The 13,930-nt window shown below is 68.4% G+C and carries 11 protein-coding genes; 3 read left to right on the top strand and 8 right to left on the bottom strand.

The features are described 5' to 3' along the window. Window position 1: 1 nt before the first annotated feature. Window positions 2–775, top strand: coding sequence for an Fpg/Nei family DNA glycosylase (locus NS1_RS12515; RefSeq protein WP_062984345.1), 774 nt, complete (start codon window positions 2–4; stop codon window positions 773–775). A 16-nt stretch (window positions 776–791) separates the two neighbouring features. Here NS1_RS12515 and glpD read toward each other — a convergent pair whose 3' ends face one another. Then, entirely contained in the window at window positions 792–2,582 is a 1,791-nt protein-coding gene (gene glpD / locus NS1_RS12510; RefSeq protein ID WP_255284507.1) for a glycerol-3-phosphate dehydrogenase, read from the bottom strand. Between the two features lie 203 nt (window positions 2,583–2,785). On the opposite strand from glpD, the gene glpK reads away from it, so the two are divergent. Further along, on the top strand, window positions 2,786–4,282 hold the full coding sequence (gene glpK / locus NS1_RS12505) for a glycerol kinase GlpK (protein WP_062984343.1): 1,497 nt from the start codon (window positions 2,786–2,788) through the stop codon (window positions 4,280–4,282). 157 nt (window positions 4,283–4,439) lie between these two features. Here the strand turns inward: glpK and NS1_RS12500 are convergent, their stop codons facing one another. The 4 genes from NS1_RS12500 to NS1_RS12485 form a co-directional block, all read right to left on the bottom strand. Beyond that, window positions 4,440–5,624 carry an aminotransferase-like domain-containing protein gene (locus tag NS1_RS12500; protein WP_062984341.1) on the bottom strand — a complete coding sequence of 395 codons (1,185 nt, stop codon included), beginning with the start codon at window positions 5,622–5,624 and terminating at the stop codon, window positions 4,440–4,442. Between the two features lie 91 nt (window positions 5,625–5,715). Then, window positions 5,716–6,627 carry a DUF8176 domain-containing protein gene (locus NS1_RS12495; RefSeq protein ID WP_062984339.1) on the bottom strand — a complete coding sequence of 304 codons (912 nt, stop codon included), beginning with the start codon at window positions 6,625–6,627 and terminating at the stop codon, window positions 5,716–5,718. A 576-nt stretch (window positions 6,628–7,203) separates the two neighbouring features. Continuing rightward, window positions 7,204–8,226 (bottom strand): hypothetical protein, encoded by a 1,023-nt coding sequence (locus NS1_RS12490; RefSeq protein WP_255284506.1) that lies wholly within the window; start codon window positions 8,224–8,226, stop codon window positions 7,204–7,206. A 291-nt stretch (window positions 8,227–8,517) separates the two neighbouring features. After that, complete coding sequence (locus NS1_RS12485; RefSeq protein ID WP_062984335.1) at window positions 8,518–9,918, bottom strand: NAD(P)H-quinone dehydrogenase; 1,401 nt, start codon at window positions 9,916–9,918, stop codon at window positions 8,518–8,520. Window positions 9,919–10,139: 221 nt separating this feature from the next. Here NS1_RS12485 and NS1_RS12480 point away from each other — a divergent pair, with 221 nt between their 5' ends. Further along, window positions 10,140–10,601: a gamma-glutamylcyclotransferase family protein gene (locus NS1_RS12480; RefSeq protein ID WP_062984515.1), complete on the top strand. Its 462-nt coding sequence runs from the start codon at window positions 10,140–10,142 to the stop codon at window positions 10,599–10,601. Window positions 10,602–10,640: 39 nt separating this feature from the next. On the opposite strand, the gene NS1_RS12475 is transcribed toward NS1_RS12480, so the two are convergent. From NS1_RS12475 to NS1_RS12465, 3 genes are all read right to left on the bottom strand, one after another. Beyond that, the gene (locus NS1_RS12475; RefSeq protein ID WP_062984513.1) at window positions 10,641–11,807 is read right to left on the bottom strand and encodes a M20 family metallopeptidase; all 1,167 of its coding nucleotides are present in this window, start codon (window positions 11,805–11,807) and stop codon (window positions 10,641–10,643) included. A gap of 125 nt (window positions 11,808–11,932) precedes the next feature. Continuing rightward, window positions 11,933–13,135: a M20 family metallopeptidase gene (locus tag NS1_RS12470; RefSeq protein WP_062984333.1), complete on the bottom strand. Its 1,203-nt coding sequence runs from the start codon at window positions 13,133–13,135 to the stop codon at window positions 11,933–11,935. A 50-nt stretch (window positions 13,136–13,185) separates the two neighbouring features. Then, window positions 13,186–13,887 (bottom strand): enoyl-CoA hydratase-related protein, encoded by a 702-nt coding sequence (locus NS1_RS12465; protein WP_062984331.1) that lies wholly within the window; start codon window positions 13,885–13,887, stop codon window positions 13,186–13,188. Window positions 13,888–13,930: the final 43 nt, after the last annotated feature.

Genomic DNA, 13,930 nt, shown 5'->3' with positions numbered 1-13,930 from the left:
AATGCCAGAGGGCGACACAGTCTTCCACGCCGCGAAGCGCCTACGCACGGCCCTGGTCGGTAGAACTCTGACCCGCAGCGACTTCCGGGTCCCGCGCTACGCCACCGTGAATCTGGTCGGCGAGCCCGTCGAGGAGGTCGCCAGCTACGGCAAGCACCTGTTCATCCGCACCGACCGCGTGAGCATCCACACCCACCTGAAGATGGAAGGCGTGTGGCGGGTGTTCCATCGCGGCCAGCGCTGGACCAAACCCGCGGTCACCGCGCGACTGGTGCTCGCCAACGACGAGTTCGAGGCCGTCGGCTTCTCGCTGGGCAAGGTTCAAGTGCTGGCGCGCGCCGACGAACACACTGTCATCGGCCATCTCGGCCCCGATCTCCTCGGTCCGGACTGGGATGCGGCCGAGGCCTTGCGCAGGCTCACCGAGTACCCCCGTCGCGCCATCGGTCTCGCCCTGCTCGACCAGCGCAATCTGGCAGGGATCGGCAATATCTACCGCAGCGAGATCTGCTTCCTACGCAAAGTCCACCCGGTTACCGCCGTCGGCGACATCCCCGATCTCGTGGCGCTCGTCGACGAAGCTCACCGCGTCCTCGGCAAGGCCGCACACCAACCACCGTGGCGCGCCATGGTCTACGGCCGTACCCGCCGCTCCTGCCCCCGCTGCGGCACCCCTATCGCCTCCCAACTCCTCGGCGAGAACGAGCCCGCCGACCGCATCACCCAGCGCGAACGCGGCATCTACTTCTGCCCACGCTGTCAGCCCCTACCCTGAAATCGTCTACTGAGGCTCAGCGGTCCTGCGGTACCGGTTCCAGCAGTTGTGGGCGCGGCTCGGGGGCGGCGGCGCGTAGTGCGTCGGCCGATTTGTCGTCGGGTTGGGTCTGCGATTCGATTTCGGCCCGCACGCGCGCTTGATACGTGGATACCTCGCGGTCGATATCGTCGGCGTCCCAACCGAGTACGGGTGCGACGAGGTGGGCCACCTGTTCGGCACTGTTCGCGCCGCGATCGGAGTATTCGATCGAGATGCGGGTGCGACGGGCCAGGATGTCGTCGAGGTGCAGCGCGCCCTCCGCGGCGGCCGCGTACACCGCTTCGACCTGCAGGTAGGCGGGGGCGTCGGTAATCGGTTGCAGCAGTTCGGGTTTGCCCGCGGCCATGGCGAGGACCTCGTCGACCAGGGAGCCGTAGCGGTCGAGCAGGTGCGTCATCCGGTACGGGTGGATGCGGTAGTGCTCGGCCAGCTGCACGGTCTGGTTGACCAGCGCGAAGTAGCCGTCGGCGCCGAGCAGCGCGACCTTCTCGGTGATCGAGGGCGAGACGCGCGCCGGAATGTCCTGTGCGGCTTCATCCATCGCGTCAGCCGCCATCACCCGATAGGTGGTGTACTTGCCGCCCGCGATGCTGACCAGTCCGGGCGCGACCCTGGCCACGGCGTGTTCGCGCGAGAGCTTGGAGGTCTCGTCGTTCTCCCCCGCGAGCAAGGGGCGCAGGCCCGCGTAGACCCCGTCGATGTCGGCGTGGGTGAGCGGGGTGACCAGCACCTCGTTGACCCGGCCGAGCAGGTAGTCGATATCGGCCTTGGTCGCCGCGGGGTGGGCGAGGTCGAGATTCCAGTCGGTGTCGGTGGTGCCGACGATCCAGTGCGCGCCCCACGGGATGACGAACAGCACCGAGGTGGCGGTGCGCAGGATGATCGCGGCATCGCTGACGATGCGGTCGCGCGGCACCACGATGTGCACACCCTTGGACGCGCGCACATGGAATCGGCCACGTTGATTCGATAGACCCTGCACCTCGTCGGTCCAGACGCCCGTCGCGTTGATCACCACATTCGCGCGCGCCTCGCCGGTGCGCCCGTCCTCGGTGTCGCGCAGTTTCACCCCGACGACCCGGTCGGCTTCGCGCAGGAACCCGACGACCTGCGTGGAGGTGCGGATGACCGCGCCGTAATGGGCCGCGGTGCGGGCGACCGTCATGGTGTGGCGGGCGTCGTCGACCACGGTGTCGTAGTAGGTGACGCCGCCGATCATCGAATCCCGGCGCAGGCCGGGAGCGAGGCGCAGCGCGCCGTGCCGGGTCAGATGATGCTGTCCCGGAACCGATTTCGCGCCGCCCATGGAGTCGTAGAGAGTCAGTCCGGCGGCTACGTACGGTCTTTCCCATACGCGGTGGGTCAGCGGGTAGAGGAAGCGCAGCGGCTTCACCAGGTGCGGCGCCAAGGTCGACAGCGCCAGCTCACGTTCCTTCAGCGCTTCCCTGACCAGCCCGAATTCGAGCTGTTCGAGGTAGCGCAGGCCGCCGTGGAACATCTTCGACGAGCGGCTCGACGTGCCCGACGCGAGATCACGGGCTTCGACCAGCGCGACCGACAGACCGCGCGTCGCGGCGTCGAGCGCGATACCGGCGCCGACGACTCCGCCGCCGACGACCAGGACATCGAACTGATCCTTGCCCAGACGCTCCCAGGCGCTGCGCCGATGTTCGGGCCCCAGCTCACCCGGCCCGAGCCGGTCCCGCTTCCCGCCCGCGACCAGCTCACCCGGGTGCAGGAACGGAAACTCCGGTGTCTGCGACATGCTCGACTCCTCGCCGCCGGCCGAGGAACGGCCGGTCCCAGTCGACAGTGGGGGCGAACGCCGCGTTCGGCGGCGCCGCTGCGTACAGGCTAAACGTAGTGCCCGCTCGGCGCTCGGGACGTGCGCGGCGGGGCGCGGCTGCGAAATTCGTCGCCGACGACAATTCCCGCGGTCGCTGGCTCCGCATTCGGTAACCTGCAGCAATGCGTCGCTATGTGGCTGCCATCGATCAGGGCACGACTTCGAGTCGGTGCATCATCTTCGATCGGCGGGGTCGGATCGTCGGGACCGCGCAGCGGGAGCATCGGCAGATCTTTCCGAAGCCGGGCTGGGTGGAGCACGATCCGGCGGAGGTGTGGCGCAATACCGAGTCGGTGCTCGGTGCGGCACTGGGCAACAGCCGGTGCTCGGCCGGGGATCTGGCCGCGGTGGGGATCACCAATCAGCGCGAGACCACGGTGGTGTGGGACCGGGCCACCGGCGAGCCCGTGTACAACGCGATCGTCTGGCAGGACACCCGCACCGATCAACTGTGCACCGAACTGGCCGGTGAGCAAGGACCGCAACGCTATGCGGACCGCACCGGACTGCCGCTGTCGACCTATTTCGCCGGACCGAAATTGCGCTGGATTCTCGACAATGTCGACGGCGTCCGGGCGCGCGCCGAAGCCGGCGACCTGTGTTTCGGCACCATGGACAGCTGGGTACTGTGGAAGCTGACCGGTGAGCACCTCACCGACGTCACCAACGCCTCACGCACCATGCTGATGGATCTTCGTACCCTGCGATGGGACTCGCGGATCTGCGCCGACTTCGGCATCCCGATGTCGCTGCTGCCGCAGATCCGCAGCTCGTCGGAGGTCTACGCCGATATCGTCTCCGGTCCGTTCGAAGGAATCCCCGTCGCCGGCATCCTCGGCGACCAGCAGGCGGCCACCTTCGGCCAGGCGTGCCTGTCCCCCGGCGAAGCCAAGAACACCTATGGCACCGGCAATTTCATGCTCCTCAACACCGGCACCACCCCGGTGTTCAGCAAGCACGGGCTGCTCACCACCGCCTGCTACCAACTCGGTAACGCCCCCGTCGTCTACGCCCTCGAAGGCTCCATCGCCGTCACCGGCTCACTGGTCCAGTGGCTGCGCGACAACCTCGGCATCATCTCCTCCGCCGAGGAGGTGGAACCGCTGGCCCGCAGCGTCGACGACAACGGCGGCGCTCACTTCGTCCCGGCCTTCTCCGGCCTGTTCGCCCCCCGCTGGCGCCCCGACGCCCGCGGCGTCATCGCCGGCCTCACCCGCTTCGTCACCAAGGCCCACCTGGCAAGGGCCGCGCTCGAATCCACCGCCTTCCAGACCCGCGAGGTCGTGGACGCCATGCGCGCCGACGCCGCCGCCCAACGCCTCGACCTGGAGCTCACCACCCTCAAGGTCGACGGCGGCATGACCGGCAACAACCTGCTCATGCAATTCCAAGCCGACATCCTCGACGTCCCCGTCGTCCGCCCGGTAGTCGCCGAAACCACCGCCCTCGGCGCCGCCTACGCCGCCGGTTTGGCGGTCGGCTACTGGTCCGGCCTCGACGATCTGCGCGCCAACTGGTCCGCTGATCGAACCTGGACTCCCGCGCTGTCGGAGGAGGAACGGGCCCAGCGCTACGCCGACTGGAACAAGGCCGTCGAACGCACCTACAACTGGGTATGAACCGACCGCGCAAGCTGCCTCGGCAACAGCGATCCAGGAACACCGTGGAAGCATTGCTCGAAGCGGCTGCCAACTCGCATTCGGCGCCCGGTGGGCCGCCGACCGGAATTGCGCCCGACACCGTGGCGAGAGAACCGGCGACGAAGGGCCTCGGCGTTCAGCTCGTAGTCTGTGCGGCCTTCGACAAGCGCCTGACCGCCTCGGTCAGGGTGGCTTCGTCCGAGGTGGTGAAGCACAGGCGTAAGGTGTTGGGGGTGGTGTCGGCGACGGCGAAGGCCGCGCCGGGGACGTACGCGACGCCGGCTTCGAGCGCCGTGGGCAGGAGTGCGGAAGTGTCGGTGTTGTCGGTGAATTCGGCCCAGATGAACATGCCGCCGGTGGGGTCGGTACAACGAACGCGGTCGGCGAAAGTGGCGCGGACGGCGGAGACGAGGGCTTTGGCTCGGGTGCCGTAGGTGGTGCGAATCGAAGCTATGTGGGTGGACAGCCAGTCGGTGTCGGTGAGCAGGTCGGTGGTGATCTGCTGGGTCAGGGCCGAACCGCAGAGGTCGGCGCCCTGTTTGAGCAGTTCCACTGCGCGACAGACTCTTTCGGGGGCGATCATCCAGCCGACGCGGAGCGAGGGGGACAGGATCTTGGAGACGCTGGACAGGCGGACCACCTGGGGCGAGTACGCGGCCACCGGCGCCGGGGCCGGGGTGTCGAACCAGAGTTCGCCGTAGGGGTCGTCTTCGATGATCCAGAAGCCATGTGCCTCAGCCAGTTCCGCGAGGCGCCGGCGGCGTTCGGGGGTGAGGGTGACGCCGCCGGGGTTGTGGAAGGTGGAGACGGTGTGGACCACGGCGGGGCGTTCACCTGCCGCGAGAAGGTCTTCGAGGATGTCCAGACGCATGCCTTCGCTGTCCAAGGGGACGGCGACGATTCGGGCACCGGCCGCTCGAAACACTTGCAGGGCACCCACATACGCGGGATCTTCGACGATCACGAGGGCGCCGGGGTCGAGGAGGACTTCGGCCAGCAGGGAGAGCGCCTGCTGGGAGCCGTGAGTGATGAAGACTTCCGCGACCGGCACCGTGCGGCCGATCTTTGCCGATTCGCGGGCCGCGATCACCGCGCGCAGCGCGGGCCAGCCGGACGACTCGGTGTACTGCAGAACGGCGGCGTCGCGCAGCGCGGTCTCGGCGGCGAGGGCGATCCGCTCGCGCGGCATCAGGGCGGCGTCGGGGAGGCCGCCCGCGAGGCTGATGATGTCGTCGCGAGCGGTGAGTTTCAGCAGGTCTCTGATCGCCGAGCTCTGCAGGCCGGCGAGCTTGCCCGCCAATGCTGGAATGGTCAGCGACATGGGAACCTCCGGGGACGCCAAGAGAAGCAATCATCCTACGATTGCATATCGCCCACCAGAATATGAAATTGTTGTCTCAAATAATGAGAGCCTACCGAGCAGTGATCGACTTGACCTGCCACTTTCCGTCGGTGTTGGTGGTGATGATCTCCTGCTTGTAGACCACCGCCGAGCCATCGGGGTGCATTTCGCGCAGTTCCACGTCGTAGCGGCCCAGGGTGGTTTCGCGCATCTTCACGCAGTGGGTGGTGCCAGGGGGGATCTGACCGTCGATCGCCTGCTGGATCGTCTCGGCAGGCGAGATGTTCTCGGCGTCGGGCGCCACGAACTCGCGCACTTTCGCCCCGGACCGATCGGTGTAGAAGGCGTATTGGAAGCCGAGGATGGCCCTGGCGCCGGTGGTGGTGTCACCCGGTCCGTTGCCGACGGTGACGGATTGTTCTGCGACAGTCTGGCATTCGGAGGCGGACGCGATCGAGGGAATCGGCGCGGCCGTGACACCCGGATCGGCACCGCCGCCGCGCTTGACCAGACCGATCGTCAGCACGAGGGCCACCACGAGCAGGACGGCCGCGGCCACCCCGCCGATGATCCAGCGCAGGCGCTTGTTGTCGGACTCCTCCTCCACCGGCGCAGGGGCGATCGGCGTCTTCGGCGCCAGACGGCGCGCGATCGGGTCGTCGGCCCACGACAGACCGGGTTCGGACGGCGGCTTCGGGATCGCGCCGTCATCGTCGGGGTTGTCCCACCACGCCTTGTCGGCGGCGGGCCTCGGCTTATCCGGGACCAAGGGGGTGCGTGAGCCCTCCGGCGGCCGCACCGGTTCCGAGGCAGGCCCGACATCGCGCGAGAGTACCTGCGGCACAGCGTCTTTGGGGCCGGGGCGACCACGACGGATCACCTCGGTGAGCTCACGACCGGAAGTCACCGGCACGGAATCACCGAACACCGAGTCGCCGAAGACAGAACTCTCACCGCGCGGCTGCTCGCCACCGAATCGCACCGTTGGATCGGCAGCAGGCGGACCAACGGGGGTGGGACCACCGAACGGTGCCGCGCTCCGCGGACCCGATCCGGCGGGCGGCGTAGGAGGCGGCGTCGCCACCGCGTCACCGAAGACGGACGTCGGCGCGGAACGACGACCATCGGGCAACCGAGGCGGCGCTTGACCGGCGGACGGTCCCGGCGGCACCGAACCGGTGAACGGAGCCGCGGGGGGACCCGGCGGCGGAGTCACGGGCGGCTGACCCGCGACAGGTCCACCGAACGGACCCGGCGCGGGTGCCCCGGCCGGCGGACCGAATGGACCGGGCGCAGGTGTACCGGCCGGCGGACCGGCCGGTCGCCAACCCCGCTCCGGAACCCCGGACGGCGCGGGCGGCGGCGCGGCGGGGACAGGCCCACCGAAACCGGCTTCATCGACCGGCGGCCCGAATCCGCTTACGGGGGGCCCGAATTCCGCAGCAGGTCGTTGATCGCCGCGTTCGTTGTCGTCGCCCTCGGTGCCCAAGTCCAATCCTTTCCCGGGACACACGTGTGGGGCGGTCGAAGGCGACCGCCCCACACGTCAAACTGCGTGTCAGTACTGGATCGAGCCACCCCACTGGGTGTTCACACCCGCGACGTTCAACGTCTGAAGCAACTCCCCCGGCACGGGCAGTGTAGCCTTCGCGGCCGCATCGAGCGCGGCGGTGCCGCCCGGCTGCGCCTTGATCCAGTTCTCCACCGCGGCCTTGGCCAGGTTGGCCTGCGTGGTGTCGAGCACGGTCACCGTGGTGTTGTCACTGCGACCGTCGCCACCGTTGAAGGTGGTGACCTTGACCTCGTTCGCACCGACGTACTCGACCGAGACACCGGCGTCACCGAAACCGCCACCCGGCGTCCGGTAGCCGACGGTGCCGACGTAGCCCGAGGCGTTGTTGTAGTGGTGGGTGTTGGCCAGGATCCCGGCGCCGTCGACGGTGACGCCGATTTCCTGACGCGGGCCTTCCATCTCGACGACGGGCGCGGCGGGCGCGTTAGCCAGGCGCGGTGCCTGCCAGGACGGTTCCTTCGGCTCCTGGACGAGGGTGTCCGGAGACTCGACCTCGGCCTGGGTGCCGTTCCCGGTGCCCTGATCGGACGGCACGGTGGGCTGCGTCTGCTGCTGGCCCGGCGTGGCGCCCGGCTGGCTCGGCGTGGTGCCCGTCTCGGGCTTGGTGGTGCCCGGCTGGTCGGGCGTCGCGCCTGCGCGCTCCGGCTGGACCGCGGGCTGTGCCTGTCCCGGCACGGGCAGCGGCGCGACACGCGGGCTGGTGACGCCCGGCTGGCTCGGCGTCGGCTTGGCGGGGGTCTCCTGCCCCGGCTGACCCGGCGCGGGGCTGGTGACACCCGGCTGGGCCGGCGTCGGCTTGGTCTCGCCCGGCTTCGTCTGACCCGGCTTCACGCTCTCCGGGGTATCGGGGGTCTCCGGGGTCTCTACTTCACCCGAAGGCTGGCCCGGCTGCGCAGGAGCCGGAGTCGCGGGGGTGGTCGGCTGGTCGCTGGGGACCGCGCCGGCCGGCGCCGCGAGGAGGGTTGCCACTGCTGCCGCGGCAGCCAAAGGCAATGACGTGCTTGCCATCGCTCGCTGCGCCCGACTCGGCTTACGATGCTTCACTTTTCGTAATCCCTTTCCCGGAGGGAATCCCCCACTGCATCCACCACGCGATCACAAACTGATCGCGCCTCGGCGGTGAGTCAACCACATGAGCGCGGGACAGGCAACGCAGCACCAGGTTTCGAGTTCACCGGGTGCCGCCTGCGCAAACACCTGGCGTGGCGGTTGCCGAGAAGCGACGAGCAACGTTGGCGAACAAGACAATTCGAAACCCGGAAGCCCTTGTGATTCGTTTCACACTCCGGCGTCGGGGGCTCAGTCGAGGTCGTCGTGCCGCATCAGCAAACGTCCGGCTTCGGTGAGCGAACCGGTAAGCGAGGGATACACCGAGAACGTCTGCGCCAGGTCGGTGACCGTCAGATTGTTCTGCACCGCCAGCGCGATCGGCAGGATCAGCTCCGAGGCGATCGGCGCGACCACCACACCGCCGATCACCACACCGGTGGCCGGGCGGCAGAAGATCTTGACGAAGCCGCGCCGCAGCCCCGACATCTTCGCGCGCGGATTGGTGTTGAGCGGCAACATCACCGTGCGCGCGGGGACTTCACCGTTGTCGATGGCGGTCTGGCTCACGCCGACGGTCGCGATCTCCGGGCGGGTGAACACCGCCGAGGCCACCGTCTTCAACCTGATCGGGCTCACGCCCTCGCCGAGCGCGTGGTACATCGCGATCCGCCCCTGCATGGCCGCCACCGAAGCCAGTGGCAGCAGACCCGTGCAGTCGCCCGCGGCGTAGATGCCGGGCACCGAGGTTCGCGAAACCCGGTCGACGCGAAGGTATCCACCACGATCGAGTTCGATCCCGACCCGATCCAGGCCCAGATTCTCAGTGTTCGGGGTGGAGCCGACGGTCATCAGCGCGTGCGAGCCGGTGACGGTGCGACCGTCCGACAGCTTCACCACGATGCCTTCGGCGGTGCGTTCCACGGCGTCGGCGCGGGCGTGCTTGACCAGCTCCACGCCACGTTCGGCGAGGGCTTCCTCCAGCACGAGGGCCGCGTCGGCGTCCTCGCCGGGCAGCACGCGGTCACGGCTCGACACGAGCTTCACCCGCACACCCATCTCGGTGTACGCGGACACGAATTCGGCGCCGGTGACACCGGATCCGACGACGACCAGCGTCTCCGGCAGTTCCGGCAGGTCGTAGAGCTGACGCCAGTTCAGGATCCGCTCACCGTCGGGCTCGGCGCCCTGGAGCACCCGCGGGCTCGCGCCGGTCGCGATCAGCACGACCTCGGCCTCGAACTCCTCGGAGCCGCCGTCGACCAGGTTCGCGCGCACGCGATGCGCCAAACCCGGTGCGGGCCCGACCAATTCGCCGTAACCGGGGAGTAGTTGCACACCCGCGGCCTGCAACTTGGCGCGGATATCGGAGGACTGCGCCAGGGCGAGCGCCTTGACGCGCGCGTTCACCTCGGGCAGGTGCACCTTCGCCTGGTCGGCATCGATATTGATGCCGAGGTCGCGGGCGCGGCGCAGATCGGTGCGCAGACCCGTCGAGGCGATGAAAGTTTTCGACGGCACGCAATCCCACAGCACGCAGGCACCACCGATACCGTCGGCGTCCACCAGGGTCACCGTGGCCCCGTGCTGGGCGGCTACCAGTGCCGCCTCGTATCCGGCCGGTCCACCACCGATGATCGCAATCCGTGCCACCAGTCACGCTCCTTGTGCTCGCCTGATCGGACTGCCCCTTGTGAGGGCTCGTCCGTGCTGTCGACTCATCATTTCAGGTGCGATGTGACATGGCCGGGTCGGATCGGTGAACAACGGTGCGCGTGTTCCGCGCCGTGTTCTGCGCCACCGGCAAGTGTGACGGTCAGCCGATCTGGGAGGGAGACGGGAATTCCACCGGGGTTATTGGCTACAGTTCCATGGTGCCGATCTATGCCGCCTACGGGTCCAACATGGACTCGACGCAGATGCTGGAACGCTGCCCGCATTCGCCCATGTCCGGGACCGGGTGGCTGGAGGGTTGGCGCCTGACCTTCGCCGGTGACGACATCGGCTGGGAAGGGCCGTTGGCCACCGTCGTCGAGGATCCCGGCTCGCGGGTATTCGTCGTGCTCTACGACGTCTCCCCCGAGGACGAGGACAGCCTCGACCGCTGGGAGGGCTCCGACTTCGGTATCCACAAGAAGATCCGAATCCGAGTCACCGGCACCCAGGGCGAGTCCCGCCTGGCCTGGCTCTACGTCCTCGACGCCTACGAAGGCGGCCTTCCCTCGGCCCGCTTCATCGGCGTGATCGCCGACGCGGCCGAAAAAGCAGGCGCCCCAGAGGACTACGTCCACGCCTTGCGCACCCGCAACAGCAAGAACGTCGGGCCCGGAGCTTGAGAGGAACCCGCGCCGGTCACGTGACCGGCGCGGGTTGGCTCAGTGTGCCTGCAGGATGATGTTGGTCAGGGTTCGCACGCCGACCGCCAGCGCGCGCTCGTCGATGTCGAACGTCGGTTGGTGCAGATCCAACTGCTCGCCGACACCGGACCAGACGCCCAGCCTGGCCATGGCGCCGGGCACTTCCTCCAGGTACCAGGAGAAGTCCTCGCCGCCGCCCGACTGCGGAGTGTCGGCCAGCGCGTTCTCGCCCATCCCCAGGATCGCGTTCTCGAACATCAGCGCCGACGTCGGATCGTTGACCACCGGCGGCACACCGCGCTTGTAATTGAGCTGGTAGCGCACGCCCGTCGGCGCGAGCAAGCCGTCGACGATCTCGCGGACCAGCGGTTCCAGCAGCAGCCAGGTGGCGTGATCGCCGGTGCGCACGGTGCCCGTGAGCATGCCCGTCTGCGGAATCGCGTTGGGCGCCTTGCCCGCACTCACCGCACCCCAGACCATGATCGTGCTGGTCCGAGGATCGACGCGTCGGCTCAGCAAACCGGGCAGACCCGTGATGACAGTTCCGATCGCGTAGACCAGGTCGCTGGTCAGATGCGGCCGCGAAGTATGCCCACCCGGCGAATCGAGCACCAACTCGACCGTATCGGCCGCCGACGTGATGGCCCCGGTACGCACGCCGACCTTGCCGACCTCCAAACGCGGATCACAATGCAGCGCGAAGATCCGATCGACCCCGGTCATCCCGCCGGCCGCGACCACATCGAGCGCACCACCGGGCATCACTTCCTCGGCAGGCTGGAACACCAACCGCACCCCGACCGGCAACCTGTCCTGAGCCTCGGCCAGCGCGAGCCCGGCACCGAGCAGCACCGTGGTGTGCGCGTCGTGCCCGCAGGCATGCGACACACCGGGCACCGTCGAGGCGAAGGTCAGACCGGTGAATTCCTGCATCGGCAGCGCGTCCATATCGGCGCGCAAGGCGATGCGCGGACGATCGGTGGGGCCGAAGTCGCAGATCAATCCGGTGCCGCCCGGCAGTACTTCCCAGGTCAATCCGGCCTTGGTGAGCCAGCCCGAGACGAACTCGGTGGTGGCGAACTCCGCCCGGGACAACTCGGGGTTGGCGTGGATGTGCCTGCGCCATTGCACCAGGTCACCAGTGTGCTCGGCCAGCCATGCGTCGATGATCTCGGTTCCCGACATCAGAGTTGGTTCGGTGTCCGGCGTGGTCGGACACGCTGCGGTCTCGCGTGCCATCGAGGGGGTTCCCACACCCATCGATAGCGCGTCGGAGCCTGCGCGTGCGGTGCCCGGATGGCCGGAAATGGTCACCGAATATCCTCCTGTCGTTCGATCAGCCGTTGCAACAACCTGTCCCTGTGTACTTCATCGCCTGCCACGGCGACAGCGGTACGCGCCAACGCGAGCGCGCCGTCGAGCACCGCCCGGTCCGCCGAGGCGTTCACCGCGGCGGCGGCGAACGCGGGTTGATGGGTCGCCGCGCCACCCGCGTCGATGCCGATCACCGGGTGGATACCGGGAACGACGTTGGTGACGTTGCCCATGTCGGTGCTCCCGAGCGGTCGCAGCACCTCGAGCTCGGGCGCCATCGGCGTCCGTCCCAGCCCGGTGATCTGCGCGCGGTAGGCAGCGGAGAGAACCGGATCGGGGGTGAGCTCGGTATAGGTGGGCGCGAGCGTCCGAATGTCGTGGGTGCAGCCGGTTGCCAGGGCGCCCGCTTCGAAACACGCCTTCGCTCGGCGCATCAGGTCGTCGAGGGAGTCGGAATCGGCCGCGCGGAGGTAGTACAGCAACTCCGCGCGTCCGGGCACGATGTTGGGGGCTACGCCACCGTCGGACACTATACCGTGCAGCTGCTGCCCGGGTCGCAGATGCTGTCGTAGCAAGCCGACAGCAACCTGGGTCACGGTCACCGCGTCGCCCGCGTTGCGGCCCAGTTCGGGCGCGGCGCTGGCATGCGCCTCGCGGCCGTGGAAGACGATGGCGAGGTCGGCCAGCGCCAAGGAGCGCGCGCCGACGATATCGACAGGGCCCGGGTGGACCATCATCGCCATCGCGATGTCGTCGAAAGCGCCCGCTTCCAGCATGAGCACCTTGCCGCCGCCGCTCTCCTCCGCGGGCGTGCCGAGCACGACCACGGTCAGGCCGAGCGCGTCGGCCACGGCGGCCAGTCCGAGGGCGGCGCCGACGGCGGACGCGGCGATGATGTTGTGCCCGCACGCGTGCCCGATCTCGGGCAGCGCGTCGTATTCGGCGCAGATACCGACAGTGAGCGGGCCGCTGCCGTACACGGCGCGAAAGGCCGTCGACAGGCCCGCGACGTTCGTCGTGACCGCGAATCCGCGCTCTACCAGCGGCGCGAGGACCTTGGCGACGCTACGCGTTTCGGCGAAGGCCAGCTCGGGTTCGGCGTGGATCGCGTGCGAGAGCCCGATCAGCTCGTCCGAGGCAGCCATAATCGCGGCGTCGGAGGCGGTGGCTGTGAGTTCGCCGGTGCGCGAGGGTGCCATACCCCCAGTCTTGCATCAGTGCCCGACAACGGCGCACCGGCGAGCGGAGGTCAGTTGCCGAAGGGAAGATTCTCCGGAGTAACGGGGGTGGCCAGCGCGGCGAGGGTCTCCGCGTGCAGCGCGGTCTTGATGATCGGGGTGATCGGCTTGCGCAGGCTGGTGAGCGCGGCGGCGCGAGCGATCGCGGCGGGCAGCACCTCGTCGGCGTCGGCCTTGGCATCGACGATGCCCGCGGCGATGGCCTCGTCGGCACTGAAGCGGTGGCCGGTGGTCATCGCCTGGACACACACCTGGTTGCTCAGGCGACCCTTCAGCAAGCCGTTCATGCCGACGGTGAACGGCATGCCGAGGTGCACCTCGGGCAGCGACCAGAAGCCGCGGTCACCGCGCATCACGCGGAAGTCGTGAGAGGTGGCAAGCATGGCGCCCGCGCCGAACGCGTGGCCGTTGACCGCGGCGATCGTCGGCATCGGGAAGGTCAGCAGGCGGGTGTAGAGGGAGTGCACCCGGTCGAGGTAGCCGTGGATCTTGTCGAGGTTGCCGAAGACGTAATCGGTGTCGAGGCCGTTGCTGTAGTACTTGCCGGTCGCGACGGTGACCAGCGCGGCAGCACCCTCGGACGCCTCGACCTTGTCGAGTGCGGCGTGGAAGGCTTCGATCCAGTCCGGCGAGAAACGGTTCTCGTTGTCTGTCTCACCCTCGTTGCCGAGGTACAGGACGAAAACATCACCAGAGCGCTCCAAATACGGCATGCAGGGAGAATAAACCGCGACGGAAGGCGTACCTACTCGCGGG

The organism is Nocardia salmonicida NBRC 13393, from assembly GCF_001613085.1.
Classification (GTDB): Bacteria; Actinomycetota; Actinomycetes; order Mycobacteriales; family Mycobacteriaceae; genus Nocardia; species Nocardia salmonicida.
This window is presented reverse-complemented; position numbering and strand designations above follow the sequence as displayed.